Annotated in this window: 26 protein-coding genes; 12 read left to right on the top strand and 14 right to left on the bottom strand. The window is 59.5% G+C overall.

What is annotated here, in order from left to right; translation table 11 throughout:
• Positions 1–24: 24 nt before the first annotated feature.
• From AC0IYN_RS18785 to ptrR, 3 genes are all read right to left on the bottom strand, one after another.
• Positions 25–2,106 (bottom strand): FAD-dependent oxidoreductase, encoded by a 2,082-nt coding sequence (locus AC0IYN_RS18785; protein WP_471842459.1) that lies wholly within the window; start codon positions 2,104–2,106, stop codon positions 25–27.
• 377 nt (positions 2,107–2,483) lie between these two features.
• Positions 2,484–2,606 (bottom strand): PA1414 family protein, encoded by a 123-nt coding sequence (locus tag AC0IYN_RS18780; RefSeq protein WP_003193089.1) that lies wholly within the window; start codon positions 2,604–2,606, stop codon positions 2,484–2,486.
• A 142-nt stretch (positions 2,607–2,748) separates the two neighbouring features.
• Positions 2,749–3,642, bottom strand: a complete 894-nt coding sequence (gene ptrR / locus AC0IYN_RS18775) for a putrescine utilization regulator PtrR (protein WP_078049676.1) — start codon at positions 3,640–3,642, stop codon at positions 2,749–2,751.
• A gap of 103 nt (positions 3,643–3,745) precedes the next feature.
• Between ptrR and AC0IYN_RS18770 the strand changes: the two genes are divergently transcribed.
• On the top strand, positions 3,746–4,954 hold the full coding sequence (locus tag AC0IYN_RS18770) for an MFS transporter (protein ID WP_471842452.1): 1,209 nt from the start codon (positions 3,746–3,748) through the stop codon (positions 4,952–4,954).
• Here the strand turns inward: AC0IYN_RS18770 and AC0IYN_RS18765 are convergent.
• The 3 genes from AC0IYN_RS18765 to AC0IYN_RS18755 all read right to left on the bottom strand — a co-directional run bounded on the left by AC0IYN_RS18765 (position 4,866) and on the right by AC0IYN_RS18755 (position 7,803).
• Positions 4,866–6,308 (bottom strand): NCS1 family nucleobase:cation symporter-1, encoded by a 1,443-nt coding sequence (locus AC0IYN_RS18765; protein WP_406598586.1) that lies wholly within the window; start codon positions 6,306–6,308, stop codon positions 4,866–4,868. The genes AC0IYN_RS18770 and AC0IYN_RS18765 overlap by 89 nt on opposite strands.
• A gap of 198 nt (positions 6,309–6,506) precedes the next feature.
• The gene (locus AC0IYN_RS18760) at positions 6,507–6,905 is read right to left on the bottom strand and encodes a DUF2177 family protein (RefSeq protein ID WP_471842447.1); all 399 of its coding nucleotides are present in this window, start codon (positions 6,903–6,905) and stop codon (positions 6,507–6,509) included.
• A gap of 61 nt (positions 6,906–6,966) precedes the next feature.
• Complete coding sequence (locus tag AC0IYN_RS18755) at positions 6,967–7,803, bottom strand: CvfB family protein (protein WP_406598588.1); 837 nt, start codon at positions 7,801–7,803, stop codon at positions 6,967–6,969.
• A gap of 323 nt (positions 7,804–8,126) precedes the next feature.
• Here AC0IYN_RS18755 and AC0IYN_RS18750 point away from each other — a divergent pair, with 323 nt between their 5' ends.
• From AC0IYN_RS18750 to AC0IYN_RS18740, 3 genes are all read left to right on the top strand, one after another.
• Positions 8,127–8,306: a hypothetical protein gene (locus AC0IYN_RS18750; protein ID WP_003193095.1), complete on the top strand. Its 180-nt coding sequence runs from the start codon at positions 8,127–8,129 to the stop codon at positions 8,304–8,306.
• Positions 8,307–8,513: 207 nt separating this feature from the next.
• Positions 8,514–9,236, top strand: a complete 723-nt coding sequence (locus AC0IYN_RS18745; protein ID WP_406598589.1) for a TorF family putative porin — start codon at positions 8,514–8,516, stop codon at positions 9,234–9,236.
• Between the two features lie 65 nt (positions 9,237–9,301).
• Positions 9,302–10,168, top strand: coding sequence for a DUF6279 family lipoprotein (locus tag AC0IYN_RS18740; protein ID WP_471842439.1), 867 nt, complete (start codon positions 9,302–9,304; stop codon positions 10,166–10,168).
• 9 nt (positions 10,169–10,177) lie between these two features.
• Here AC0IYN_RS18740 and AC0IYN_RS18735 read toward each other — a convergent pair whose 3' ends face one another.
• The gene (locus tag AC0IYN_RS18735; RefSeq protein ID WP_017134854.1) at positions 10,178–10,567 is read right to left on the bottom strand and encodes a hypothetical protein; all 390 of its coding nucleotides are present in this window, start codon (positions 10,565–10,567) and stop codon (positions 10,178–10,180) included.
• A 152-nt stretch (positions 10,568–10,719) separates the two neighbouring features.
• Here AC0IYN_RS18735 and AC0IYN_RS18730 point away from each other — a divergent pair, with 152 nt between their 5' ends.
• Positions 10,720–10,995, top strand: coding sequence for a hypothetical protein (locus AC0IYN_RS18730; protein ID WP_457240082.1), 276 nt, complete (start codon positions 10,720–10,722; stop codon positions 10,993–10,995).
• Positions 10,996–11,044: 49 nt separating this feature from the next.
• On the opposite strand, the gene AC0IYN_RS18725 is transcribed toward AC0IYN_RS18730, so the two are convergent.
• Complete coding sequence (locus tag AC0IYN_RS18725; RefSeq protein WP_471842434.1) at positions 11,045–12,391, bottom strand: DEAD/DEAH box helicase; 1,347 nt, start codon at positions 12,389–12,391, stop codon at positions 11,045–11,047.
• Positions 12,392–12,584: 193 nt separating this feature from the next.
• Here AC0IYN_RS18725 and AC0IYN_RS18720 point away from each other — a divergent pair, with 193 nt between their 5' ends.
• Positions 12,585–13,883, top strand: a complete 1,299-nt coding sequence (locus AC0IYN_RS18720) for a mechanosensitive ion channel family protein (protein WP_100492368.1) — start codon at positions 12,585–12,587, stop codon at positions 13,881–13,883.
• 124 nt (positions 13,884–14,007) lie between these two features.
• Here the strand turns inward: AC0IYN_RS18720 and AC0IYN_RS18715 are convergent, their stop codons facing one another.
• From AC0IYN_RS18715 to AC0IYN_RS18705, 3 genes are all read right to left on the bottom strand, one after another.
• Entirely contained in the window at positions 14,008–14,874 is an 867-nt protein-coding gene (locus AC0IYN_RS18715) for a carboxylate/amino acid/amine transporter (RefSeq protein ID WP_406598592.1), read from the bottom strand.
• A gap of 202 nt (positions 14,875–15,076) precedes the next feature.
• Positions 15,077–15,676 (bottom strand): FMN-dependent NADH-azoreductase, encoded by a 600-nt coding sequence (locus AC0IYN_RS18710; protein ID WP_078049686.1) that lies wholly within the window; start codon positions 15,674–15,676, stop codon positions 15,077–15,079.
• A gap of 138 nt (positions 15,677–15,814) precedes the next feature.
• The gene (locus AC0IYN_RS18705; RefSeq protein WP_078049687.1) at positions 15,815–16,129 is read right to left on the bottom strand and encodes a 3-phosphoglycerate kinase; all 315 of its coding nucleotides are present in this window, start codon (positions 16,127–16,129) and stop codon (positions 15,815–15,817) included.
• 49 nt (positions 16,130–16,178) lie between these two features.
• Here AC0IYN_RS18705 and AC0IYN_RS18700 point away from each other — a divergent pair, with 49 nt between their 5' ends.
• From AC0IYN_RS18700 to aqpZ, 5 genes are all read left to right on the top strand, one after another.
• The gene (locus AC0IYN_RS18700) at positions 16,179–17,102 is read left to right on the top strand and encodes a LysR family transcriptional regulator (RefSeq protein ID WP_078049688.1); all 924 of its coding nucleotides are present in this window, start codon (positions 16,179–16,181) and stop codon (positions 17,100–17,102) included.
• 14 nt (positions 17,103–17,116) lie between these two features.
• Positions 17,117–17,920 carry an alpha/beta fold hydrolase gene (locus AC0IYN_RS18695; RefSeq protein WP_471842428.1) on the top strand — a complete coding sequence of 268 codons (804 nt, stop codon included), beginning with the start codon at positions 17,117–17,119 and terminating at the stop codon, positions 17,918–17,920.
• Between the two features lie 3 nt (positions 17,921–17,923).
• Positions 17,924–18,487 carry a peptidylprolyl isomerase A gene (locus AC0IYN_RS18690; RefSeq protein WP_010208614.1) on the top strand — a complete coding sequence of 188 codons (564 nt, stop codon included), beginning with the start codon at positions 17,924–17,926 and terminating at the stop codon, positions 18,485–18,487.
• 81 nt (positions 18,488–18,568) lie between these two features.
• On the top strand, positions 18,569–20,401 hold the full coding sequence (locus AC0IYN_RS18685; RefSeq protein ID WP_457240116.1) for an ABC transporter ATP-binding protein: 1,833 nt from the start codon (positions 18,569–18,571) through the stop codon (positions 20,399–20,401).
• Between the two features lie 265 nt (positions 20,402–20,666).
• Positions 20,667–21,368, top strand: a complete 702-nt coding sequence (gene aqpZ, locus AC0IYN_RS18680; protein ID WP_214498119.1) for an aquaporin Z — start codon at positions 20,667–20,669, stop codon at positions 21,366–21,368.
• 12 nt (positions 21,369–21,380) lie between these two features.
• Here aqpZ and AC0IYN_RS18675 read toward each other — a convergent pair whose 3' ends face one another.
• Positions 21,381–22,505 (bottom strand): GNAT family N-acetyltransferase, encoded by a 1,125-nt coding sequence (locus AC0IYN_RS18675; RefSeq protein WP_471842427.1) that lies wholly within the window; start codon positions 22,503–22,505, stop codon positions 21,381–21,383.
• 283 nt (positions 22,506–22,788) lie between these two features.
• On the opposite strand from AC0IYN_RS18675, the gene AC0IYN_RS18670 reads away from it, so the two are divergent.
• Positions 22,789–24,141 carry a putative porin gene (locus AC0IYN_RS18670; protein WP_078049695.1) on the top strand — a complete coding sequence of 451 codons (1,353 nt, stop codon included), beginning with the start codon at positions 22,789–22,791 and terminating at the stop codon, positions 24,139–24,141.
• 107 nt (positions 24,142–24,248) lie between these two features.
• On the opposite strand, the gene AC0IYN_RS18665 is transcribed toward AC0IYN_RS18670, so the two are convergent.
• Both AC0IYN_RS18665 and AC0IYN_RS18660 read right to left on the bottom strand, forming a co-directional pair.
• Positions 24,249–24,494 (bottom strand): anti-sigma factor family protein, encoded by a 246-nt coding sequence (locus tag AC0IYN_RS18665; protein ID WP_078049696.1) that lies wholly within the window; start codon positions 24,492–24,494, stop codon positions 24,249–24,251.
• Positions 24,488–25,102: an RNA polymerase sigma factor gene (locus AC0IYN_RS18660; RefSeq protein ID WP_471842426.1), complete on the bottom strand. Its 615-nt coding sequence runs from the start codon at positions 25,100–25,102 to the stop codon at positions 24,488–24,490. Before AC0IYN_RS18660 ends, AC0IYN_RS18665 begins: the two co-directional genes overlap by 7 nt.
• Positions 25,103–25,178: the final 76 nt, after the last annotated feature.

Genomic DNA, 25,178 nt, shown 5'->3' with positions numbered 1-25,178 from the left:
CGGATGTCGTGCCCGTTTTTTTTATCAGTACATTGCCGAACTTGCAGAAGCTTTTGCCTGGATGATTTCCTGGACTAGGCAGGCCCATAACAACCCTTGCGTAGTGCCCCCGGCATAGGTTGCCCCGGCCACAATTTGGTTGTAGGCAGACCAACAAACTATTGAAAGTCCATCTGAGGTGCCGGGCCGGGCACATTCGATAATATGCAAGTCACCACTCTCGACCGCCCCGCGATAGGACTTTGGAAAGTGCCGGGAAACAGCGGCCCGACACGCCGCCAATATCTGCTCCTTATACTCCAACGTCGAATCAGGTGGAACCTGCCCACCGGAGACAAGGATGTAATCCCCATCCAAGCGGCAATTCATGACGCCGATTGGTAAGTCGTACTGAAGCTTGAGCCCACGCATTTCGGCACCCTCATTACCGATAGCACGTAACTTGAAAAACCAGCCGATGATCGCGATTGCCTCTGGCCCCTCTACGCCCATGGCAGTGACGACGAAGTGCTCTCTGCTCAACTCGGCAATTTGAACCGCACTCAGGTGGCCGGGGAGGAACTGAACCCCGGAACGCAGCAAAAGCGCCCCGACCTCCTCCATAAGATGGCTGAATTCCAGATCGTAGCCCGACACCTCAATAGCCCGCCCAATCCCAGGGACCCCATAACGCTCTTGGAATTGCAGTGGACTGATCTCAGCAAGTCCACCTCCCTGTTTGCCACTGGGCCATTGCCTGTTTTCGATATCGCGTTGCTCTTGGATCGCGACCTCCACACCACTGGCATCATTCCTATAGGCTCGTACGATCCGCGACTGCACAAATCGGCCCAGCGATGGGTTGTCGGCCAGAAGCTTTTCAAACAGTTCAATGCCCGCACGATTGCATTCAACGGCCAAATACTGATTACCAGGAGTCAGGTGGTCGTTTTGCAGCGGCTTTGCAGTCGTCTCCGTTGCTGACAGATGCCGCATATTTACAGGCTTATGACTAGCTCCATCGCTCGCCTGATTTCCTCCGTATACGGTGACCCGATAATTTGCCAGGCGGAACATCAAGGCTTGCAGCAGGCCGTTGATACCTCTGCCGATGATAGACACACGCGGTGCATCGGCATAAGCCTGTTGAGAGGGGATAATCAATGACTGGGCAAGTTTGCGCCTGACAATGCCGCGCAAGGCAGTCAAGCTGAGCTGAACCGAGACCGCATAGTCAAGGTCGCAATGACAGGCTTCGGTGGTTGCCGCCTGCGTAGTCAGCGTCGCGGGTTTACGCCATGTGGCGACACCGCATCCGAGCGCTTGTGCGCGCATTCGAAACGCATCCAGTGTCCCAGGCCCATAGTCCAATACCAACTGGATATTTTCAGACGTTGCCAGCGCCCGCACAGCACCATCAGTGAAGACATCCGGTTTGGCGACACACACCAAGCGAGCGTGTGGGTGCAGGCTTTGAATCAGGGCTTGATCAATGCGATGGGCGGTTTCATCATTCATGGATACACATAGGGCAACAGCATAAGCACCCTCCAACGCCTCGAACCAGTCCGTCACAAATGACACGCGACTGTCGATATTGGCCGGTGAGCGGCCTTGTCGACCCAACACCTTGACCCGAACATCCGGATCTCGATCCAGCAACAATTTGACAAGCTCTTTACCCACATTGCCGTATCCCAGTACACAGATATCAAGCGGTAAGGAGCCATCGGCCTGTTTCAACCAATGCGCGATATAGGCAGCAACATGCGGTGCGTTGACCCCCGGTGTATTGAACACTCGAATATCGTTGGACTCACACAAGTCCAGCCGCACCTTATCCAGACTCGTGCCCCTGCGAACCAAAGAGAGGTCTCCAAAGGGATGGGAGGTACGCCACTGCTCAATGACGTCTGCATCAATGACTTGGTCCCCCACAATGAGCGTTGATGGACGCAGTAGTCCGATCTGCATGAGCAGAGTTTGCTTGGTCAATGTTTGAGGAAGAAACACTACGTTGCTGGGTGCGTCAGCCTTCCAGCCTCTTGATGCAGGTGCGATATGTAAAATGCTTTCGGTGGTGGCGATGAGTGACACGGCAACAGGCGGAACTGAAGAGAGTGACATAGCTGTGTCTCCAACATTTCTGAATGAGTGACCCCTCGAAAAGAGGAACTCAATAAAGTTGGGGCGCTACGAAGAGGCGCTTGAGTTTCAAGCTATGCGTATTTCCAGAATTAGATAAGTCAGCCGATTCCGACTGACAGGCAGTCCCTTTCCGACGATGTTCAGGGTCAAGGATGAGTTAGACGGAAATACAGCCCTGTGCGGAAGCAGGGAGCGGCGACAGCTGTCGCACATTTCTTTTGCCTGATGCAAAAGAGCTGTGGGAGCGGGCCTGCCAGCGAACGCGGCGTATCAGTCAACTTTTCATCGGCTGACACACCGTTTTCGCGAGCAAGCCCGCTCCCACATGGATTCTGAGGCGTTATAAAGACTGCAGTTTATCGCCGACGTGGACGACGTTGCTCGTCATCCGTGCGAATCGGCACAGGCTGCAGTGGAGGCTCGATCAAGCCCAGTGCAACACCCAGATCATGGAGCCAGTTTTGAATTTTCTCTTTCATGGTTGCCCCCTTTGAGGGTAATGCTGGTAGGCGCAAGTTCTGTCGCCCTTTCCTACACTGATAGTAGCCCTAAGTCCTACGCATTGCTTGAACGAAACCACAACGAACTATTACTGAATTGATCCAAATCCTGACGGATCGTTCAAGCAATCGCACGTGTGTCTTGCAGGACCTCGGCCTTGCCCTCTTGCTGCAGGTCGATCCATGCGTTGAGGTTAGCGCCGAGCATACCCTTTCGCCACATCAGCCAGGTCGTAGCAGTGGCAAAAGGCCCTGTCAGCGGATGAACGGACACGCTGTCCTTGCCTGGCAGGCTGGCGAGCATGGATTCGGACATCAACGCCACCCCGGATCCGGCGATCACACACGCGAGCATGCCTTGGTAGGATTCGATCTCAATTGCGCGCCCCATGGCCACCCGCTCGTGGGAAAACCAGGTTTCCAGGCGCGTGCGGTAGGCGCAACTGCGGCGAAAGGTGAACACTGAGCGGCCCGCCACATCCTGCGGCCCGCGCACCGGCGGGTGATCGGCTTCACAGATCAGCACCAGGCGTTCCTCGCACAGGGCCACCCCGTCCAGGGAGGCGATGGTGATGGGGCCGTCCACAAAGGCAGCATCCAGGCGACCGGTAATCAAACCTTCGAGCAACTCGCCGCTGGGCGCCGATTGCACCTGAAGGTTCACCATCGGGTAAGCCTTGTGATAACGCGCCAGCAGCTTCGGCAAATGCACCGCTGCCGTGCTGTACATGCTGCCCAGGACAAAATCACCCGCCGGCTGCCCGCCTTGCACGGCACCGTGGGCTTCGTCGTGTAGCGCCAGCAGACGGGTGCTGTAGTCCAACAACACCTTGCCCGCAGGAGAAAGCTGCAAACGCTGGCGCTCGCGCACGAACAACTCGACGCCGAGTTGTTCCTCCATTTGCTTGAGGCGCGTTGACAGGTTGGACGGCACCCGGTGCAAACGGTCAGCCGCGCGCGTGATGGAGCCCTCTTCCGCCACGGCTTGGAAGATGCGCAATTGACTGAACTCCATACCTTTCTCCAAAACAGAACAAGTTACTCACTATTATTCAATTTTACAGAAAGTCAATCGGCTTTAGCCTGAAGGTATTCGTTTATCCGCAGGAAGCCAGACCATGTCCCCGTTGATTCGCTTACTTGCCAGCTTTGTCGCCTTGATGATGGCGATGGGCATTGGCCGCTTCGCCCTTACCCCACAAATGCCCCATCTGCTCAGTGAAGGGCAGATCGACCTGACCGGCGCCGGCCTGATTGCCGCCGCCAATTACCTGGGTTACTTCGTCGGGGCGGTGGATTCGATCTTTGCGCGCAGTCATCACCACGTGCGTGGACGCTTGTATGGCGGGTTGTGGCTGTGTGTGCTGTTGACCCTGGCGTCGTACTGGGCCCATGGGTTCTGGCCGCATCTGTTGTTACGCTTCGGCACCGGGGTCGCGAGTGCCTGGGCCCTGGTGATGATTACCAGCCTGAGCCAACCATTGGCGATTGCCGCCGGGCGTCCGCGCCTGGGCGCACTGGTATTCGCCGGGCCCGGATTGGGGATTCTGCTGACCGGGTTATTGGCGCTCGGCGCCAACCTGCTGGGGCAAAACTCGGCCACCCTGTGGTTGGTGTACGGCGTGGTGGCGCTGGTGATGTTGCTGGCGATTCTGCCGTTCCTGCCCAAGCCGTCTGCCGCCGCAAGCCCCGTAGCCGGCCACTCCGACGCGCGCAGCAATGGCAGCATTGCGCATTTGTGCTGGATCTACGTGTTGTACGGCCTTGGCTATATCATCCCGGCAACGTTCCTGTCGCAGATGGCCAGCGCGCAATTCAAGGGCGCCTGGCAGGCCGACCTGTTCTGGCCGTGTTTTGGCCTGGCAGCGGCGATAGGTGTGGGGGTGGCAACCCTGCGCCGCAAGGATCCAGACACCACTCGCCGGTGGCTGATGACCACCCTGTGGCTGCAAGCAGCCGGGGTGTTTGCCTGCCTGCTGGGCAATGGTTGGGGCCTGGCACTCGGGGTATTGCTGTGTGGCGGCCCGTTCCTGGCGTGCATGCAGTTGGTGATGGCACGCCTGCGGGACGTCGCCCCCCATGGCTACCAACGCAGCACCGGTCTACTGACCGCCAGCTTCGCCATCGGCCAGTTAAGTGGCCCGTTGCTGGCGTCGGTCAGCAGCCACCTGAGCGGCGGCCTGCAACCGGCGCTGGTCGCCGCCGGCGCCGGCTTGTTGGTGGCAGGCTCGGTGTTGGTCAGCCGGCAACCATCGGCGCAGGCACACGCACCTGTTCACGCCGTGCCAGCACCAGGAAAAACAGCCCACCCAGGAAGCACCCGGTAAACCAGGCGAAGTTGGCCATGCCCTGCAGCGCCGGGGTGAAGGTGATCGCGACGCCAACCAGCGTCGCGGGCACCAGGGCCTTGACCGCCGTCCAGTTCACGCCGCCGTCGAAGTAGTAACGCCCGCTGGGGCTGTCGTCAAACAGTGCATCCACGTCGATCTTCTGTTTTTTGATCAAGTAGAAATCCACCAGTAGGATCCCGAACAGCGGCCCGATGAAAGCTGCAAGGATATCCAGGGTGTAGTGGATCATCAGCGGGTTGTTGAACAGGTTCCACGGGGTGATGAAGACCGACGCCACGGCAGCGATCATCCCGCCCGCGCGCCAGCTGATTTTGCTCGGGGCAACGTTGGCGAAGTCAAACGCCGGCGAAACGAAGTTGGCGACAATATTGATGCCGATGGTTGCCGTGACAAAGGCAAACGCGCCCAGCAATACGGCCATGCTGTTATCGATGCGCGAAACCGTCGCGATCGGGTCATGCAGCATTTCACCGAACACCGGCAAGGTGCCCGAGACGATCACCACCGTCACCAGGGAAAACGCCAGGAAATTCACCGGCAGCCCCCAGAAATTGCCGCGTCGCACATCCTGCATGCTGCGGCAGTAGCGGCTGAAGTCGCCGAAATTCAGGGTCGGCCCGGAGAAATACGACACCACCAGCGCCGTGGCCACAATCACCTGGCCAAATGCTTGCCAGCCCGACAGCGACTTCTCCGCCAGGGTGAAGCTGATGTTTGACCAACCGGCCTTCCACACGATCCAGCCCGCCAGGGCAAACATCACCGCATACACCACCGGTCCCGCCCAATCGATAAAACGGCGGATGGACTCCATGCCCGCCCAGAACACCGCCGCTTGCAGCACCCACAGGCTGAGGAAACCAAACCAGCCAAGGTAGGACAGGCCTGCAAAATGTGGCTCTGCATACACCGCCATCTGTGGGAAGAAACGCAGCACCACGATGATCAACGCACTCGAGGCCAAGTACGTTTGAATCCCATACCAGGCCACAGCGATCAAACCGCGAATCACCGCCGGAATATTCGCACCGAACACCCCAAACGCCAGCCGGCAAATCACAGGATAAGGCACCGCTGCCTGCTGGCTGGGCTTGGCCACCAGGTTGGCGATCAACTGCACGATGCAGATACCCACGAGCAAGGCGATCAACACCTGCCAGCTGGCCAGACCGAGGGCAAACAGGCTGGCGGCAAACACATAGCCACCAACGCTGTGAACATCACTCATCCAGAATGCAAAGATGTTGTACCAGTTCCACTTTTGCGGCAGTGGGCCCAAGTCCTGGTTATACAGGCGCGGGCTGTAGCCTTTGGGCAATTGTTCTGACATCGCTGGGCTCCTCGAAATACCGGCCTGCGCTACCGTCGCAGGGTGCATACGGGAGGCGGCATGGTTTGTATACGAGATAGTCAGCAGAATGCGTGCCAATTGAGCGCAATCCCTCTGGCACGCTGCTCCAAAAGGTTGGATACAGGGTTAAAAGGTGGGGCTACGCTCAGCAACGGTGCATGTACATCCTGTACACAATCAGCGGTGCACTCGTTGTGCACACAGGTAACCCACCGTGCAGCACGCGGCGGTCAGGAACGTGCCCCAGGCCATGTCCATGACCGCCAGCTGGGCCGACCAGCCTTGCAGCGTGGCCCAATTGCTCAGGTCGTACGTGCCGTAGGCGACCAGGCCGAGCAACGCGCCCATTCGGGCCGCACGTTGCCAGCTGGCGCTGGGCAATACGACGAACACCACACAACCGATGACATAGAGGAGATAGAACAACACCGCCGGCAACAGCCGTGGTTGGTCGAGCATCAATGGGCCGAGCAGCGATTTATAGGTGGAGCCCATCAAGATGCCGAGCCAGAGGCCGTCGAGGAGCAGAAACGCGAGCAGGGTACCGAGGAAGGCGAACAACGATTTTTTCGACATGGGTGCAGCCCTTTGTAGGAGCGAGGTGGAAGCCTAGCGCCTACAGAAGAGCAAACCGCACTCAGCTTAGTTCAATGCGGTCCGCATGAATCACGATCTGGCCTTGCTTATACAGCGCACCAATGGCTTTCTTGAAGTTGCCCTTGCTCACGCCGAACAAGTTACTGATCACCGCCGGATCGCTTTTATCACTGACCGGCAAGGTGCCGTTGTTTTCGCGCAACTTGGTGAGGATCTTCGAGTTCAGGCTGGACGCCGCTTCCTGCCCAACCGGTTGCAGGCTCAGGCTGATGTTGCCGTCGGCACGGATCTCTTTGATAAAGCCTTTTTCTTCCTTGCCCGGGCGCAGAAACTTGAACACTTCGTTCTTGTGGATCAGGCCCCAGTGCTTGTTATTGATGATCGCCTTGAAGCCCATGTCAGTGGCTTCGGCCACCAACAGGTCGACTTCCTGGCCCACCTGGTAGTTGGCGGGGGTCTTGTCCAGGTAGCGATCCAGTCGTGCGGTGGCGGTGATGCGCTTGGTGTGCTTGTCGAGGTACACGTGCACCACACAGTATTCACCGGCGCTCAACTGGCGTTTTTCTTCCGAATACGGCAACAGCAAGTCCTTGGGCAAACCCCAGTCGAGGAACACGCCAATACTGTTGACTTCCACCACTTTCAAACTGGCGAACTCACCCACTTGAACTTTAGGCTTTTCAGTAGTGGCGATAAGTTTGTCATCGCTGTCCAGATAAATGAAAACGTTAAGCCAGTCTTCATCTTCACTGGGAATATCTTTGGGAATATACCGATTAGGCAAGAGGATTTCCCCGTCTTGCGCACCGTCCAGGTACAAACCAAAGTTAGTGTGTTTAACCACTTGCAAGCTGTTGTAGCGCCCGACTAAAGCCATGTTCAATACCCTCATTACGTGGGCGGCATTCTACCCGAGTTGCGCCTGCCACGCGCGCGCGCCTGAAAAATCGCGGCCTGGCGTGGCTTTCCGATGGCACTGCCCCGCTCGTCCGATCACTGGACTGAATTTTCCGGCGCTGCCAACCGCCCTCCACCCCCGTCGTTTCGAATTAAAACAGCAAGTTAGAGGCTTATTTCAAAAATAAACTTTGGCTATTTTCGACCCCAACACTTATTCCCGGGGGATATTTACCAAGCAATTGTCAAGTATTTCCTGTACGATGCCTGGCCAAGTTAATTTTCTACAGGTTAGTGGCCGCCATGCGCGTAAAAGCATCCAACAGCAAAGCAAAGCCAGCTCCCGCCGTTGAAACCAGCGAGTCGATCAACAGCCAGATTGCGGCATTCCTCAAGTCCGGCGGCGAAATCCAGCAAATTGCCAAGGGCGTCAGTGGCCAGACATTCGGCCCGTCCAAGCAGATCAGCCTGGGTAAAAAGTAATACTGCGCAATACCCCTGGTCCCTAAGCGTCTTGCCTTCAAGGCGCTAGGACTAGAGCCCGAAACACCCTCGCCAGCCATCCCACAACCACGCTAATCGACGAACGGGCCTCATCTCCTGGCATTCGCCGGTATGCTTGCACACGTCTAGCACGGGCATCTGCCCGATTTTCCCCGTCACTGCTCCTCGCTTTTCATGGAGTGAAGCATGTTCAAATCCTGCATGTTCCTGATCGGAGCCCTGGTGGCCAGCCCACTCGCCGAAGCGCAGATTTTCCAGCGCGAATTGGGCGACTTCGACCTGAAATTGGGCACGACTCCCAGTCGCAGCATGGCCCAGGGTCTGGTCAAGCCAACCTCTCCCGGCAGTGACTCGTTCCACGGCGGTCTCGACTTGAGCCACGACAGCGGCCTGTACTTCGGCCAGTTCTCACCGAACATGGGCTTGTCCTCGTCCAGCAATCTCGAAGTCGACTCTTACATGGGCTTCAAACATCCCTTCGACCAGACCCTGGGCTACGAAGTCGGCCTGATCCACTACAGCTACCCCAAGCTCAGCCCCCTCGACAGCCAGGAGTTCTACGGCGGCCTGAACCTGTTGGGCAATCGCTTCGGCGCGTCCTTCAGCAATGACCCGGACCGCCAGGACAGCACCCTGTTTGCCGACCTGGGCGGCACTCAGCCTTTTGGCATCGGGGTCAGCATGAAATACACCACTCATCAGCTGGGCACCCCGGTCTCGGTGGAAGGCGGCTCCATTCGCACCTTCAGCGATTGGTCGGTGCAATTCTCCAGAGAGTGGATGGGCGTTGACCTGGATCTTATCTACAGCGACTCGAGCCTCAGCGGCGGGGATTGCTCGGCGTATTCCGGACACAATTCGCAATGCGATGGCCTGTTGACGCTGAAGGCGGTGCGGTCGTTTTATTAATGGGCTGAACTGTCGCACCCGGCGCAGGTTCACATGCAATAACCCACATTGCGAAGGACCCGCCCATGCTGCGTCGGCTCAAACTACTGGTGGTATTACTGACCCTGAGCCTGGTGCTCGCTGGCTGTAATCGCGTAGGCCTGGCCTATCGCAACCTGGACGTGATCATCCCCTGGACCCTCAATGACTACCTGGACATGAACGCCGGGCAGAAGAGCTGGTTCAACGACAAACTCAAGGAGCACCTGGCCTGGCACTGCACCACGCAATTGCCGGGCTACCTGGATTGGCTGGACCGACTGCAACAGATGGTCGACGACAACCAGGTCACCGACGCCGCCTTGCAGGCCCGCACCGCCGAAGCCAAAACGGCCATCGCCGAAGTCGCCCGCGAAATTACGCCGTCGGCCATCGAATTGTTGCAGGGGCTGGACGATCAGCAGGTCAAGGAAATGAATGACGCCCTGGCCAAGGACCTGCGCAAACGCCAGGACGACTACCTCAAGCCATCACTTGCCAAGCAGATCCAGGAACGCGCCGAGCGCATGAATAAGCGCCTGGATGCATGGATGGGTCCGCTGAGCGACAGCCAGAAAAACCGCGTCACGGCCTGGTCCATCAGCCTAGGTGAGCAAAACCAGCAATGGATCGGCAACCGCGCCCATTGGCAGGCGCAATTTATCGACGCCGTGAAACAACGCAAGAGCACCGACTTCCCGCAGAAAATGCAGCAATTACTGGTAGACCGGGAAAGCCTATGGACGCCTGAGTACCGCGTCGCCTATGCACAGACCGAAGCCGCGGCGCGCAGCCTGATCGTGGACCTTATGGCGGAAAGTACCGTGCAACAGCGCCTGAAACTGACGCAGAAAATCGACGGTGTACGCAGCGACTTCAAGGCACTTAAATGCCTCAAGGCCGCCGCACTCTAAGGCAATGGATCAGGCAATCTGAGCCTTGGAAGCCACCTCGGCAAAGGTCGCCGGATCCAGCGCATCCGCCTGCTCATCGAGCACCTGGCGCGGGTGATCATTGCCCGGAATCGAGCTGTCGATCAGCGCCAGCAACTGCGCACCCAGCGCCGTCAGGATGAAATTTTCGCCATTACCGCCCTCTTCCTCGGGGCGCGATTCAATAAAACCACGCTTGAACAGCAGCGCTTCATAATCTGCCGCAGTCTTCTTGAGTGCGTCCAGGTTGCCGGTGGACTCGCCCGCCGTGGCCTTCTCGGCCGCTTCCTGCTCGGCGTATTTGCGCGGGGCGAAGCTGCCCTCGCCGTTCTGCACTTCATGCAGCAGACGTTCGATCAAATCCCAGTTGTAAGTCGTCATCCTGATTCCTCCTGCAGGCTGGTGGAAAGTAGCCCGTCAAGGTTGTGACAGGCCGCGTCAGTAGCCGTTCAGCCTAATAGACAGACGTCATTTCTCTGAACTTTCCAGACGTTCGCAGCCTCAACAGCACATAACCGCCAAGGAGGTCTACCATGAAAACCCTGATGAACCTGGCCATCGCCGCTGCGTTGTTGAGCGCGCTGCCCGCCTGGGCCTGCACGCCCGACGAGGCCACAACCAAGCGCGAACAACTGGCCCAGGAAGTGGCCAAGCTGACTGAACAGAACCCGACCAAGGCCAAGGAGATGAACGACGAGCTGCAGAAGATGGACCTGGATACGGAAAGCGCTGAGTTCCCCGACAAATGTCAGCTCATCGACGCCCGCCTCAAGGAACTCAAGGAAGCCGCGGCCAAAACTCAAAACTGATGGCATAAAAAACCGGACAATCGTCCGGTTTTTTTACATCACCCGAGCCTTATTCGGCAGCCGGTGCTTCTGGCTTGCGGCGCTTGAGCGGTGCCATGCCGTCCTTGCTGACGAGCGACAGGTTGTCAGTCTTCGGGCGGTTGGCGATCTTGCGCTTGGTCGGCGACTTGGCACCGGTCTTCTTCTTGTCGCCCTTGGCGTCAGTCTTTTTCTTCTTCACGCCAACGGCCTTGCCCGATGCCTTGACCTTCTTCGGCCCGGTGTAGGTGCCTTTGACTTCCTTGATGGTGCGACGCTCGAACGACTGCTTGAGGTAGCGCTCGATGCTCGACATCAGGTTCCAGTCACCGTGGCAGATCAGCGAGATGGCCAGGCCATCGTTGCCGGCGCGCCCGGTACGCCCGATACGGTGCACGTATTCGTCACCGCTGCGGGGCATGTCGAAGTTGATCACCAGGTCCAGGCCGTCCACGTCCAAGCCGCGCGCGGCGACGTCGGTGGCAACGAGGATCTTCACACCGCCCGCCTTGAGGCGGTCGATGGCCAGCTTGCGGTCCTTCTGGTCTTTCTCGCCGTGCAGCACGAACGCCTTGTATTCCTGGGCCACCAGGCGGCCGTAGATGCGATCAGCGGCGGCGCGGGTGTTGGTGAACACGATGGCTTTCTGATAGGTCTCGTTGGCCAGCAGCCAGTTGAGGATCTGCTCTTTGTGCACATTGTGGTCAGCGGTGACGATCTGCTGGCGCGTGGTCGCGTTCAGGTCACTGACGTTGTTGACCTGCAGGTGCTCAGGGTTGTTCAGCACCTTGCCGACCATCTCGCGCAAGGTGGAGCCGCCGGTGGTGGCGGAGAACAGCATGGTCTGCTGGCGGTTGACGCACTCGCCGACCAGGCGCTGCACGTCGTCGGCAAAGCCCATGTCGAGCATGCGGTCAGCTTCGTCGAGCACCAGCACTTCGACTTCCTTGAGGTCGAGGTTGCCAGCATTGAGTTGCTCGATCATGCGACCCGGCGTGCCGATCAGGATGTCCGGCACCTTGCGCAGCATGGCGGCCTGGACCTTGAAGTCTTCACCGCCGGTGATGATGCCGGACTTGATGAAGGTGAACTGCGAGAAGCGCTCGACTTCCTTCAGGGTCTGCTGGGCCAGCTCGCGGGTCGGCAGCAGGATCAGGGTCTTGATGCTGACGCGAACCTTGGCCGGGCCGATCAGGCGGTTCAGCACAGGCAGGACAAAAGCAGCGGTCTTGCCGCTACCGGTTTGAGCCGTCACCCGCAGGTCACGCCCTTCGAGCGCGAGCGGGATGGCCGCTGCTTGCACAGGCGTAGGCTCGACAAATTTAAGCTCGGCCACGGCTTTGAGCAGGCGTTCGTGCAGGGCGAATTGGGAAAACACGGGTGCTACCTCGAAGAAATACAAAAAATCAGCTGCATAGGGTACCGGTTTCGGGCGTCCAAACCGAGTTTCTTTACGCGAACGGTGCTATTGAACCGCTTTTTTGTCAGGACATTTGTCCATGACGTCAACTTTGATGCACTTAAATGCTCTAATCGCCCCGTCTTGTCCCACAGAAGAATCGGTTTCACCCATGGATATCAAACAGCTCTGGCTCAACGCCCAGGACCTCTGGGGCGCCCTCGATGAACACCCGCTGCTGCATGCCAGCCTCGGCTTGCTGGTGTTGCTCGTGGTGGCCCTGTTGCTCGGGCGCGTGGCGCGCTACCTCATCCTCCACGCCGTCAAGCTGCTCGGCCGGCAACCTGCGCTGCACTGGCTCAATGACCTGCGGCACAACAAAGTCTTCCATCGCCTGGCGCAGATGACGCCGTCCCTGGTGATCCAGTTCGGCCTGTACCTGGTGCCGGACCTGAGCAAGACCGCCATCCTGTTCATCGGCAACGTGGCCCTGGCGCTGACCATCCTGTTCCTGGTGCTGGCCATGAGCGCCCTGCTCAGCGCCCTGCTGGACATCTACGCCCGCACCGAACATGCCCGCACCCGCTCGATCAAGGGCTACGTGCAGTTGGCGAAGATGGTGCTGTTCGTGTTTGGCGCGATCATCATCGTCGCCACCCTGATCGATCGCTCGCCCCTGTTGCTGCTGTCAGGCCTGGGTGCGATGTCGGCGGTGATCCTGTTGGTGTACAAGGACACCCTGCTGTCGTTCGTCGCCAGCGTGCAGTTGACCAGCAACGACATGTTGCGGGTCGGCGACTGGATCGAAATGCCCCAGGTCGGCGCCGACGGTGACGTGGTAGATATCACCCTGCACACGGTCAAGGTACAGAACTTCGACAAGACCATTGTCTCCATCCCCACCTGGCGGCTGATGTCCGAGTCGTTCAAGAACTGGCGCGGCATGCAGGCCTCCGGCGGGCGCCGCATCAAGCGCAGCCTCTACATCGACGCCAGCGGTGTGCGCTTCCTGCGCGACGACGAAGAACTGCGCATGACCCAAGTGCACCTGCTCACCGACTACATCGGTCGCAAGCAGGCCGAGCTGAAAGCCTGGAACGAAGCCCAGGGTCACAGCGCACAGCTGTCGGCCAACCGCCGCCGCATGACCAACCTCGGCACCTTCCGCGCCTATGCCCTGGCTTATCTGAAAAGCCACCCGGATATCCAGCCAAACATGACCTGCATGGTGCGCCAGATGCAGACCACCGCCCAGGGCGTGCCGCTGGAGATCTACTGCTTTACCCGCACCACGGCGTGGGCGGATTACGAGCGGATCCAGGGGGATATTTTTGATTATCTGCTGGCGGTATTGCCGGAGTTTGGCTTGAGCTTGTATCAGCAGCCAAGTGGTAATGATTTAAGGGCTGGGATGCTACCGGCCTTGCTCGGCGCCAGTCATTTGCCGACGCAGGAAAACAAATCTGCCTGACACCAGTCCCCCTGTGGGAGTGGGCTTGTGTGGGAGCGGGCTTGCTCGCGAAAGCGGTGTTTCAGCTAGTCAATCTGGTACTGATACACCGCATTCGCGAGCAAGCCCGCTCCCACAAGGGGGGTCAGCGCAGTACCGGCTGTTTGCGCACCCCCAATCGACTGATCCACACCGCCCCCACAATCACCAACCCACCCAAGGCCAAGCGACCCAGCGGTTCATGCTGGTTCCAGATCAGCAAGTTGAGCAGCAAGCCCACCGGCACATGCAGGTTGTTCATCACCGCCAGGGTGCCGCCCTGGACCAGGCAGGCGCCCTTGTTCCACCAGTACATGCCCAGCGCCGTACTGACCAGCCCGAGGAACACCAGCACGCCCCATTGCAGCGGCGCGTCGGGCAAGTAGTTGGCTTTGCCGAACAGCAGGAACGCCGGCAACACCACCAACAACGCGCCCACATAGAAGTAACCAAAGCGCCGGTAGTGCGGCAGGTCACTGGGGTAACGCGCCACCAGGTGCTTGTACATCACCTGCCCGGCGGCATAGGTGAAGTTGGCCAGTTGCAGCAGCAGGAAGCCCCCAAGGAAGTGCGGGGTGATCTGGTCAAAGCGGATCACCGCCGCGCCCGCCACCGCCACCAGCGCGGCGATCAGCGCCCAGGGGTTGAAGCGACGGTTGAGGGCATCTTCGATCAGGGTCACGTGCAGTGGCGTGAGGATGGTGAACAGCAGCACCTCCGGCACCGTGAGCACACGAAAGCTCAGGTACAGGCACACGTAGGTCACGCCAAACTGCAACGCGCCGATCACCAGCATGCCGCGCATGAAGGCCGGCTCCACCGAGCGCCAGCGGGTCAACGGAATGAAGACCAGCCCGGCGAGCAACACGCGCACCAGCACGGCGAAGTAGCTGTCGACGTGACCGGCGAGGTATTCGCCGATCAAGCTGAAGGAAAATGCCTGAATCAGGGTGACAACCAGTAAGTAGCCCATGCGCGCCTCGTTTCGAATGGGCGGGACATTAAAGGTTTTCGGCGGTTGAAGAAACTCGGGGCAAAAAAAACCCGACCTCGCTAAAGCGTCAGTCGGGCAGGAGCACTCAGGAGCAAAAGTGCAAAGGGAGGTTCGTTACGCGTACTTGAAGGGTTTGCGTGGGGCTAGATAAACATCGCGGGATTATCTGGCGATTAAAGGATCAGGCAACCTGGGCCAGCAACGCCTTGGCGTGGTTGATGCCCTTTTCCTGGAAGTCTGCGCTCAGGTTCACCCCTTCGGCGTGAATGAAAGTGACGTCATGAATGCCGATAAAGGCCATGACCTGACGCAGGTACGGTTCCTGGTGATCGGAGCTCGCGCCGGTATGGATACCGCCGCGCGCAGTGAGCACGATGGCGCGCTTACCGGTGAGCAAACCTTGTGGCCCGGTGGCGGTGTACTTGAACGTCACACCGGCCCGCAACACGTGGTCCAGCCAGGCTTTGAGGGTGCTGGGGATGGCGAAGTTGTACATCGGCGCGGCCATTACCAGTACGTCGGCGGCCAGCAGTTCGTGGGTCAATTCGTCGGAGCGATCCAGGGAGACTTGCTCCTGTTCATTGCGCTGATCCGCAGGCTTCATCCAACCGCCCAGCAAGTTGGCGTCCAGGTGCGGGACCGGGTTGAGGGCGACGTCACGCACGGTGATCTGATCGGCGGGATGGGTGGCCTGCCATTGGCTGATGAACTGCTGGGTCAATTCGCGGGAAATCGAATCCTGCTGGCGGGCACTGCTTTCGATGATCAGAACATTGGACATGGCTATGTAGGCTCCATCTGTAATTGCTGTAAGTCGATGGAGTGAAGAGTAGACAGAGCGGATTCGATAAAAAAGCGCAAAAAACTGCTATAACCAATCTATAAATTTGTTTATAAGCGGAGCATGCTCCGCTGTCGCTTACTTCGGCGTGCAGGCCAGTGCGATCCGCATCTTGATAATCGCGCGGTTGAACTTGACCGTGGTGTTAGTGCTTTTGCCTGCCGGCACCGTGACCGTTCTGCGACGCGGCGATTCCGGACCGTTGGTGAAGGTTACCGAGCAAACGGCATCCTGGGTGCCGTAGTTATTCAGTTGGATCGAACTGATATCGCCGTCCACGTCGGAGGCGGTGTAGTCGATGCTGACACCGTCGATCTTTTTGGTCACGTCGATGGGGTAGGCAAACGCGCTCATCGGCAGCAGCGCCAGCAACACACAACAGAATTTTCTCATTCGGCAGTCTCCAATAAGGACTGTCAGCTTAGGACAAGAGGAACCCATCTTGAAAGCGCCCCGCGTTACCCTCGATCAATGGCGCACGCTGCAAGCCGTGGTCGACCATGGAGGCTTCGCCCAGGCGGCTGAAGCGCTGCACCGTTCGCAGTCCTCGGTGAGCTACACCGTGGCCCGCATGCAAGACCAGCTCGGCGTGCCATTGTTACGCATCGATGGGCGCAAGGCGGTGCTCACCGACGCCGGTGAAGTGCTGTTGCGCCGCTCCCGGCAGTTGGTGAAAAACGCCAGCCAGTTGGAAGACCTCGCCCACCATATGGAACAGGGCTGGGAAGCCGAGGTGCGCCTGGTGGTGGACGCGGCCTACCCGAATGCGCGCCTGGTGCGGGCGCTTACTGCATTCATGCCGCAAAGTCGCGGTTGCCGCGTGCGCCTGCGTGAAGAGGTGTTGTCCGGCGTCGAGGAACTGTTACTCGATGGCATGGCCGACCTGGCCATCAGCGGGTTCATCATCCCCGGTTACCTGGGCACGGAAATGAGCGACGTGGAATTCGTCGCGGTGGCCCATCCCGACCACGCGCTGCATCGCCTTAACCGCGAACTGAGTTTCCAGGACCTGGAAAGCCAGATGCAGGTGGTGATTCGCGATTCCGGCCGCCAGCAACCGCGGGATGTGGGCTGGCTCGGCGCCGAGCAGCGCTGGACGGTCGGCAGTCTCGCCACCGCCGCCACGTTTGTCAGCAGTGGCCTGGGTTTCGCCTGGTTACCCCGCCACCTGATCGAACGCGAACTCAGGGAGGGCCTGCTCAAACAGCTCCCGCTGGAAAAAGGCGGAAGCCGCAACCCGACGTTTTACCTGTATTCGAACAAAGACAAGCCACTGGGCCCGGCGACGCAGATTCTCGTGGAACTGCTGCGCACCTTTGATACTGCCCCACTGGACGCGCCTTTCGCCGCCCCCCAGCAAGCCTGAAACGGAGTTCATGCATGGCCTGGTTCGACCATGAAGGATGCAGCCTGCACTACGAGGAATACGGCCACGGCACGCCGCTGATCCTGATCCACGGCCTGGGCTCCAGTTGCCAGGACTGGGAGCTGCAGGTGCCCGTGCTGGCAAGGCATTACCGCCTGATCGTAGTGGACGTGCGTGGCCATGGCCGCTCGGACAAACCGCGCGAGCGCTACAGCATCCAGGGCTTCACCTTTGATCTGCTCGCGCTGATCGAACACCTGGCCCTGCCACCCGCCCATGTGGTGGGTCTGTCCATGGGCGGCATGATCGCCTTCCAGCTGGCAGTGGATGAACCCGCGCTCGTCAAGAGCATGTGTATCGTCAACAGCGCCCCGCAGGTGAAGGTGCGCAGTGCCGATGATTACTGGCAATGGGCCAAACGCTGGAGCCTGGCACGCGTGCTCAGCCTGAACACCATCGGTAAGGCCTTGGGCGACCGCTTGTTCCCCAAGCCACACCAGGCCGACCTGCGCCGCAAGATGGCCGAACGCTGGGCAAAGAACGACAAACGTGCTTATCTCGCCAGCTTCGATGCGATTGTGGGCTGGGGCGTGCAGGAACGACTTTCGAGGATCACCTGTCCAACCCTGGTCATCAGCGCCGACCACGACTACACCCCCGTGGCGCAAAAAGAAAACTATGTAAAACTGCTCCCCGATGCGCGACTGGTGGTGATCGAAGATTCCCGCCATGCCACGCCCTTGGACCAACCCGAAGTCTTTAACGCAACCCTGCTCGAATTTCTAAAGACAGTCGAAACCACTACCCAGGATCACTGACCCATGCTGAAAAAAATCGCCTTCTTTGCCGGTTCTGTTTTGTTCGCTGCCAACCTGATGGCGGCTGAACCCGCCAAGGCGCCTCACGTCCTGATCACGACTACCAACGGCGACATCGAGATCGAACTGGACCCGGTCAAGGCGCCGATCAGCACCAAGAACTTCCTGGCCTATGTCGACAGCGGCTTCTACACCAATACGATTTTCCACCGCGTCATCCCAGGCTTCATGGTCCAGGGCGGCGGCTTCACCCAGGCGATGACCCAAAAGCCGACCAAGGACCCGATCAAGAACGAAGCCAGCAACGGTCTGCATAACGTACGTGGCACCTTGTCCATGGCGCGTACCAACGACCCGAATTCGGCCACCAGCCAATTCTTCATCAACGTCGCCGACAATGCCTTCCTCGACCCGGGCCGCGATGCCGGTTACGCCGTGTTCGCCAAGGTGGTCAAGGGCATGGACGTGGTGGATGTGATCGTCAATTCGCAGACCACTACCAAGCAGGGCATGCAGAACGTGCCAATCGATCCTGTGTACATCAAGTCGGCCAAGCGCATCGATTGAGGTAGCAGGTAGTTCCGCGCGCAGCCCACAAGGCCGCGCGCGCATTTGAAAGGAGAGCCCGCCCTGCGGGTGTCATACCTAATGCTCTATCGTCGTTTTGAACAACTGATCGATATTTTCCGCGACGCCCCCAGCGCCGCCCCGCCCGATAAAGTCCTGCCCTTCTACCTCTACTACCTGCGCCAGGTGTGGCCGCATTTTGCTGCCTTGTTGGTGGTGGGCCTGATCGGTGCACTCATTGAAGTGGCGCTGTTCAGCTACCTGAGCCGCATCATTGACTTGGCCCAGGGCACGCCGCCCGCGAATTTCTTCCAGTTGCACAGCACCGAGCTGATCTGGATGGCCGTGGTCGCCCTGCTGTTGCGCCCGATCTTCGGCGCCCTGCATGACCTGCTGGTGCATCAGACCATCAGCCCCGGCATGACCAGCCTGATCCGCTGGCAGAACCACAGCTACGTGCTCAAGCAGAGCCTGAATTTCTTCCAGAATGACTTCGCCGGGCGTATCGCCCAGCGCATCATGCAAACCGGCAATTCCCTGCGCGACTCGGCGGTGGCGGCAGTGGATGCAATCTGGCACGTGGCGATCTACGCCATCAGTTCCCTGGTGCTGTTTGCCGAGGCCGACTGGCGCCTGATGATCCCGCTGGTGACCTGGATCATCAGCTACAGCCTGGCGCTGCGCTATTTCGTGCCACGGGTGAAGGAGCGCTCGGTGATCTCTTCCGAGGCACGCTCCAAGCTGATGGGCCGTATCGTCGACGGCTATACCAACATCACCACCTTGAAGCTGTTCGCCCATACCCAGTACGAGCAGGAATACGCCAAGGAAGCGATTATCGAGCAGACCGAAAAAACCCAGCTGGCCAGCCGGGTGGTCACCAGCATGGACATCGTGATTACCACCATGAACGGCCTGCTGATCGTCACCACCACCGGCCTGGCCCTGTGGCTGTGGACGCAGTCGCTGATCTCAGTGGGTGCGATTGCCCTGGCCACCGGCCTGGTGATCCGCATCGTCAACATGTCCGGCTGGATCATGTGGGTAGTCAACGGTATTTTCGAAAACATCGGCCAGGTGCAGGACGGCTTGAAAACCATCGCCCAGCCGCTGGCGGTGATCGACCGCGACAATGCCCCGCGCCTGAGCGTGCCCCAGGGCGAAGTGCGCTTCGAGCAGGTGGATTTCCACTACGGCAAGAAGAGCGGGATCATTGGCGGCCTGAACCTTGAGATCAGGGCCGGTGAGAAGATCGGCCTGATCGGCCCGTCCGGCGCGGGCAAGTCGACCCTGGTCAACCTGCTGCTGCGGCTCTACGACCTGCAAGGCGGGCGCATCCTGATCGACGGCCAGAACATCGCCGAGGTCGCCCAGGAAACCCTGCGCGAACAGATCGGCATGATCACCCAGGACACGTCCCTGCTGCACCGCTCGATCCGCGACAACCTGCTGTACGGCAAGCCCGACGCCACCGACGCAGAGCTTTGGGCCGCGGTGCACAAGGCGCGTGCCGATGAGTTCATCCCATTGCTGTCGGACGCTGAAGGCCGCACCGGGCTGGACGCACACGTGGGTGAGCGCGGGGTGAAACTCTCAGGCGGGCAGCGTCAACGTATCGCCATCGCCCGCGTGCTGCTCAAGGACGCGCCGATCCTGATCATGGACGAAGCCACCTCCGCGCTGGACTCGGAGGTAGAAGCGGCGATCCAGGAAAGCCTGGAAACCCTGATGCAGGGCAAGACGGTGATCGCGATTGCGCACCGGTTGTCGACCATCGCGCGGATGGACCGTTTGGTGGTGCTGGAGAAAGGTCAGATTGCCGAGAGCGGCAGCCACGCCGAGTTGCTGGCCCATGGCGGGCTGTACGCGCGGTTGTGGCAGCATCAGACCGGAGGCTTTGTCGGTATCGACTAACCCACCTCTGTAGGAGCCGGCTTGCCGGCGATTGCGGCCTCAAGCACGCCGGTGATCTTTCTGGCCTCATCGCCGGCAAGCCGGCTCCTAAAGGTTAAAACGGCGCCAACCCTCTATTTCAAAGGGCTGGCGCTTTTTTTGTGCCTGGATTTGTGCCACAACCCTGCTGTAATCAATGCAGTGCCCAGACGGGCGCTGAAGTAAATCTGCAGGGAGCATCACTGATTTACTGATTGGGTAGAGCGATCTATCAAGGACGGGTTGCATGTCTTTGTTCAAGCGTTCAATCACAGAGGGTTTAGGTACGTTTTGGCTGGTGTTGGGCGGGTGCGGGAGTGCGGTGTTGGCCGCAGCGTTTCCCGCAGTCGGGATCGGGTTGTTGGGCGTGGCCCTGGCGTTCGGGCTCACGGTGCTGACCATGGCGTTCGCCATCGGGCATATCAGCGGATGTCACCTCAACCCGGCGGTATCGGTGGGGCTGGTGGTGGGCGGAAGGTTTCCGGCCCGGGAGTTACCGGCGTACATCGTGGCGCAGGTGATCGGTGGCACCGTGGCCGCTGCGCTGTTGTATTTCATTGCCAGCGGCAAACCGGGGTTCGAACTGGCGTCGGGCCTTGCGTCCAACGGCTATGGCGAGCATTCCCCCGGCGGTTATTCAATGGCGGCGGGGTTTGTGAGTGAGTTGGTAATGACCGCCATGTTCGTGGTGATCATCCTCGGCGCCACCGACCGCCGCGCTCCAGCAGGCCTTGCGCCCATCGCCATCGGCCTGGCGCTGACACTCATCCACCTGATCTCCATCCCCGTCACCAACACGTCGGTCAACCCTGCCCGCAGTACGGGCCCGGCCTTGATCGTCGGTGGGTGGGCGATCCAGCAATTGTGGATGTTCTGGCTCGCACCAATCCTCGGCGCGGTAATCGGCGGTGTGACCTACCGCTGGCTGGGCAAGGAGGAGCCGGGCTGACGCAACAGGGGTTCAGCCCTGCCGATAAGGCAGGGCTGCCCTCGCCTCCTCGGCATACGCCACGATCCCCACCCGCTCGCGCTCGAGGAAATCCTCCACGGCGTTCTTCAACCCCGGATGGCGCAAGTAGTGCCAGGACCGCGTGATCACCGGTTCAAACCCGCGAATCAATTTGTGCTCGCCCTGTGCCCCCGCGTCGAAGCGTTGCAGGCCGTGGGCGATGGCGTAGTCCATGCCCTGGTAGAAGCAGGTTTCGAAGTGCAGGCGATCGAACTCTGCCAGGCAGCCCCAGTAGCGGCCGTAGAAGCTGTCGCCGCCGATCAGGCTGAAGGCCATGGCCACCGGGCGTGGGCCTTGCTTGGCCAGCACCACGCGGATCGCTTCGGGCATGCGCTCGGCCAGCAGGCTGAAAAACGCGCGGGTCAGGTAGGGCGATTGGCGGCGCACGGCGTAGGTGTTGGCGTAGCAGGCGTAGACGAAATCCCACTGGGTTTCGCTCAATTCATGGCCTTGCAGCCACTCGAAATCGATGCCCTGCCCCGCCACTTGCTCACGCTCTTTGCGCATCTGCTTGCGCTTGCGTGAACTCAATGCATCGAGAAAATCCTGGAAGTCGCGGTAGCCACGGTTCTGCCAATGAAACTGACAGCCCAGGCGCTGCAACCAGCCCGGTTGCTGGGCCAGTGCAGCATCGGCCAGGTCATCGGTGAAGTTGATATGGGCGCTGGAAAGCCCTTCGATTTCCAGGTAGCCCGGCAGGCTCTTGAGCAGTTCCAAGCCCTCATCGGCACTGGCGGCCAACAGGCGCGGCCCACTGACAGGGCTGAAGGGCACCGCCGTCAGCAGCTTGGGGTAATAGTCGATACCGGCCCGCTCACAGGCATCGGCCCAGCCGTGATCGAACACGTACTCACCGTAGGAATGCCACTTGCGATAACTGGGCAAGGCCGCCACCAGCCGGTCACCCTCCCAGTGCAACAAATGCTCCGGCTGCCAGCCCGAGTGCGGGCCCAGGCTGGCGCTGTCTTCCAACGCGCTCAGGAACGCATGGCGCACAAACGGCTGGGCCTGTGGCACCAGTGAATCCCAGGCTTGCGGGGCGATCTCGGACAGGCTGTCCAGGCGTTGCAGCGGCATCGGCATCCTCACTACTTCAGGGCGTGAAAGCCTGGCGAGTATCGCTGATCGCCGGGCTTCGCACACCCCCGAATCGCGCGACAAGGCTCTAAATCAATAGTTCCGAACATAAATAATTTGTCATCTAGATGACATCACTTAGCCACTGCGCCGTCATAAACGATCGTGATACTGACGCCTGTTTTTAGAGCGCCTGGTTCTAGCAGGTGGTTATTTTTCCGTCCGTCATCGGTCGGTTGTGTCCTGGATGGTTTGCCATCCCTCCTCACTTTCGGAGATTGATATGCGTCTTGCTTCCACTAAAACTGCGGCGGTCCTGTGCGGCGGCCTGTTACTGGCCCTGAGCGTTCCGGCCAGCGCTGCAGTCGACGCTAAATTGCTCGACATGCTCAAGGCCAACGGCCAGATCACCGCTGCGCAGTACACCGAACTGCAAAGCGAATTGGCCAAGGACCAGAAAGAACAGCAGATCGCACGGCAAGCTCAACAAGAGACCAACGAACAGATCGCGGCCACCGCGAAGAAAACCAATGAGCTGAGCAGCTTCGACCAGAAGCTGGCCTGGGCCGCCAAGACTCAACTCAAGGGCGATGTGCGCTTCCGTCACGAAACCATCAAGATCGACGGCACCCCGAACAACGGCGGCAAGGACAAGGACCGTGAGCGTATCCGTGCTCGCCTGGGCGCCTACACCGAAATCAACTCGCAAGTCGACACCGGCATTCGTGTCGCCACCGGCAGCAGCGACGACGCGCGCTCCACCAACCAGGACCTGGATGGCTACTTCAACAAGAAGTCGATCTGGCTGGACCTGGGCTATATCGACTACCACCCGACCCAAATCAAGAACCTGCACGTGATCGGCGGCAAGATGCTGCAACCGTGGGTCAGCATGGGCGACGTGATCTGGGACAGCGATATCAACCCGGAAGGCCTGGCACTGACCTACAAGTACCCACTGGGCAGCAGCGCCGAGCTGTTCGGTAGCTTGGGTAACTACAACCTCAAGGACAACGTCAACGGCGACGGCGTGCAATTTCGCAACGACCTGCGCATGACCGCCGGCCAGTTGGGGTCTCGTTTCTCGCTGACCGACAATCTGAAACTGACCCTGGGCGGCAGCGTCTACGCGTTCCAGAACGATGAAGACAGCCGTTGCCCGACAGCAACCGGCACCACCCCAGGCTGCCTGACCCCAGGCGAAACCGTGGCCAATACCACGGCCGGCAACGCCAGCGAGTACCGCCTGTATGAAGGCTTCAGCCAAGTTGATATCGGCGGCCTGGCAGTACCGTTGTCGTTCTACGGCCAGTACGTGCAAAACACCAAAGCCACCGATAAAGACAAGGACACTGCCTGGCTGCTCGGTGCCAAGTCCAAGGTCTTCGGCCTGAACCTGGACTACAACTACCGCGACGTACAACGTTACGCGGTGGTGGGTGCCTTCACCGACTCGGACTTCGCCGGCGGCTTTACCGGCGCTCGGGGTCACAAGTTCAAAGTCGGTTACGACATCGACAAGAACTTTGCCATTGGCGCCACGTACTTCCTGACCAAAGCCGACTACGCCAGCGCCACCGGCTATCGCGATGCCAACGCCAATACCCTGCAGCTGGACGCAGAAGCCAAGTTCTAATAGTCAGTGTTGGAAGCCTCGGGACAGGACGGCCCGGGGTGGCTGTAACAGTCTTGCGTGGGTGGAGCGGTCCCCATCATCCGTCCGGTCCACTCACGCGAGCCTGCTTAGTCCCCGCCTTTCTGATCCTTGAGCCGCTCGGCAGCCAGCCGCTGTGCCAAGGCATCCACGCCCTCAACCGGCTCCTCCGGCATGATCTTCAGGGTCGCCTGCATCAGGCGCATCTGGCGGATAAACCGGCGACAGTTCGGGCAGAACATCAAGTGATGACGCACCAGCAGACGCTCGCGAAAGGTCAATTGCCCATCGAGATAGTCACTGGAACGTGCCACTTGTTCTTTACAGGTCAACATTCGCCCGTTTCCTCAAAATGCTCCACCGTGGCGAAGACTTTAAGCCGTGCCCGATGCAACAGCACACGGACATTGGAGAGCGACAGCGTCAGAAGATTACAGATCTCCTCCAACTCCAAGCCCTGGCGTTCACGCAGCACCAGCACACTGCTTTGCAACTCCGACAGACTCAGCAACGTGTGCTCCAGGCATTTGCGCAGTTCATCCTCGGTCAACAGGGCTTCCGGGGTGTCCTGGTGCCAGGCATAAGGGGCAACGGCCCAGTGGCCATCGTCAGGGCTGAAACGGTCATCGCCAATCGTGCCGTGGGGCGAAGGCAAATCATCAAGCAATACTTCGCGACGATTCTGCTTGTAGCGCACCTTGGCGGCGTTGGCGGTAATGGTCAGCAGCCAGGTCTTGAGGCTGGAACGTCCTTCGAACCTGGCGAGGTTGCGCACCACCGACAGCCAGGCGTCCTGCACGACTTCGTCGGCATGGCGCTGGCCGACAATGGCATAGGCCACCGCCCGCATGGCGCTTTGGTAGGTGGTGACCAATTCCTTGTAGGCCCGCTGCTCACCCTTGAGCAAGCGTTCTAGCAGGTGCGCGTCGTCCGCTGCTGCCATCGTTTACCTCGATTTCACTCTGGAAACCCAATCCCTGTGGGAGCTGGCTTGCCTGCGATGCAGGCGCCACGGTGCG

This window comes from Pseudomonas sp. AC112 (assembly GCF_979253545.1).
Note: the sequence above shows the minus strand (reverse complement) of the source record. Positions and strands in the feature narration are given on the sequence as shown.

Bases quoted from the DNA above. Each gene is read 5' to 3' on its own strand.
- AC0IYN_RS18755 (WP_406598588.1), bottom strand. From the start codon at position 7,803: ATGGCTTTAGTCGGGCGCTACAACAGCTTGCAAGTGGTTAAACACACT.
- AC0IYN_RS18720 (WP_100492368.1), top strand. From the start codon at position 12,585: ATGGATATCAAACAGCTCTGGCTCAACGCCCAGGACCTCTGGGGCGCC.
- AC0IYN_RS18710 (WP_078049686.1), bottom strand. From the start codon at position 15,676: ATGTCCAATGTTCTGATCATCGAAAGCAGTGCCCGCCAGCAGGATTCG.
- AC0IYN_RS18780 (WP_003193089.1), bottom strand. From the start codon at position 2,606: ATGAAAGAGAAAATTCAAAACTGGCTCCATGATCTGGGTGTTGCACTG.
- AC0IYN_RS18730 (WP_457240082.1), top strand. From the start codon at position 10,720: ATGAAAACCCTGATGAACCTGGCCATCGCCGCTGCGTTGTTGAGCGCG.
- AC0IYN_RS18785 (WP_471842459.1), bottom strand. From the start codon at position 2,106: ATGTCACTCTCTTCAGTTCCGCCTGTTGCCGTGTCACTCATCGCCACC.
- AC0IYN_RS18670 (WP_078049695.1), top strand. From the start codon at position 22,789: ATGCGTCTTGCTTCCACTAAAACTGCGGCGGTCCTGTGCGGCGGCCTG.
- ptrR (WP_078049676.1), bottom strand. From the start codon at position 3,642: ATGGAGTTCAGTCAATTGCGCATCTTCCAAGCCGTGGCGGAAGAGGGC.
- AC0IYN_RS18715 (WP_406598592.1), bottom strand. From the start codon at position 14,874: ATGGGCTACTTACTGGTTGTCACCCTGATTCAGGCATTTTCCTTCAGC.
- AC0IYN_RS18760 (WP_471842447.1), bottom strand. From the start codon at position 6,905: ATGTCGAAAAAATCGTTGTTCGCCTTCCTCGGTACCCTGCTCGCGTTT.
- AC0IYN_RS18685 (WP_457240116.1), top strand. From the start codon at position 18,569: ATGCTCTATCGTCGTTTTGAACAACTGATCGATATTTTCCGCGACGCC.
- AC0IYN_RS18705 (WP_078049687.1), bottom strand. From the start codon at position 16,129: ATGAGAAAATTCTGTTGTGTGTTGCTGGCGCTGCTGCCGATGAGCGCG.
- AC0IYN_RS18690 (WP_010208614.1), top strand. From the start codon at position 17,924: ATGCTGAAAAAAATCGCCTTCTTTGCCGGTTCTGTTTTGTTCGCTGCC.
- AC0IYN_RS18675 (WP_471842427.1), bottom strand. From the start codon at position 22,505: ATGCCGCTGCAACGCCTGGACAGCCTGTCCGAGATCGCCCCGCAAGCC.
- AC0IYN_RS18745 (WP_406598589.1), top strand. From the start codon at position 8,514: ATGTTCAAATCCTGCATGTTCCTGATCGGAGCCCTGGTGGCCAGCCCA.
- AC0IYN_RS18735 (WP_017134854.1), bottom strand. From the start codon at position 10,567: ATGACGACTTACAACTGGGATTTGATCGAACGTCTGCTGCATGAAGTG.
- AC0IYN_RS18660 (WP_471842426.1), bottom strand. From the start codon at position 25,102: ATGGCAGCAGCGGACGACGCGCACCTGCTAGAACGCTTGCTCAAGGGT.
- aqpZ (WP_214498119.1), top strand. From the start codon at position 20,667: ATGTCTTTGTTCAAGCGTTCAATCACAGAGGGTTTAGGTACGTTTTGG.
- AC0IYN_RS18695 (WP_471842428.1), top strand. From the start codon at position 17,117: ATGGCCTGGTTCGACCATGAAGGATGCAGCCTGCACTACGAGGAATAC.
- AC0IYN_RS18765 (WP_406598586.1), bottom strand. From the start codon at position 6,308: ATGTCAGAACAATTGCCCAAAGGCTACAGCCCGCGCCTGTATAACCAG.
- AC0IYN_RS18740 (WP_471842439.1), top strand. From the start codon at position 9,302: ATGCTGCGTCGGCTCAAACTACTGGTGGTATTACTGACCCTGAGCCTG.
- AC0IYN_RS18770 (WP_471842452.1), top strand. From the start codon at position 3,746: ATGTCCCCGTTGATTCGCTTACTTGCCAGCTTTGTCGCCTTGATGATG.
- AC0IYN_RS18665 (WP_078049696.1), bottom strand. From the start codon at position 24,494: ATGTTGACCTGTAAAGAACAAGTGGCACGTTCCAGTGACTATCTCGAT.
- AC0IYN_RS18750 (WP_003193095.1), top strand. From the start codon at position 8,127: ATGCGCGTAAAAGCATCCAACAGCAAAGCAAAGCCAGCTCCCGCCGTT.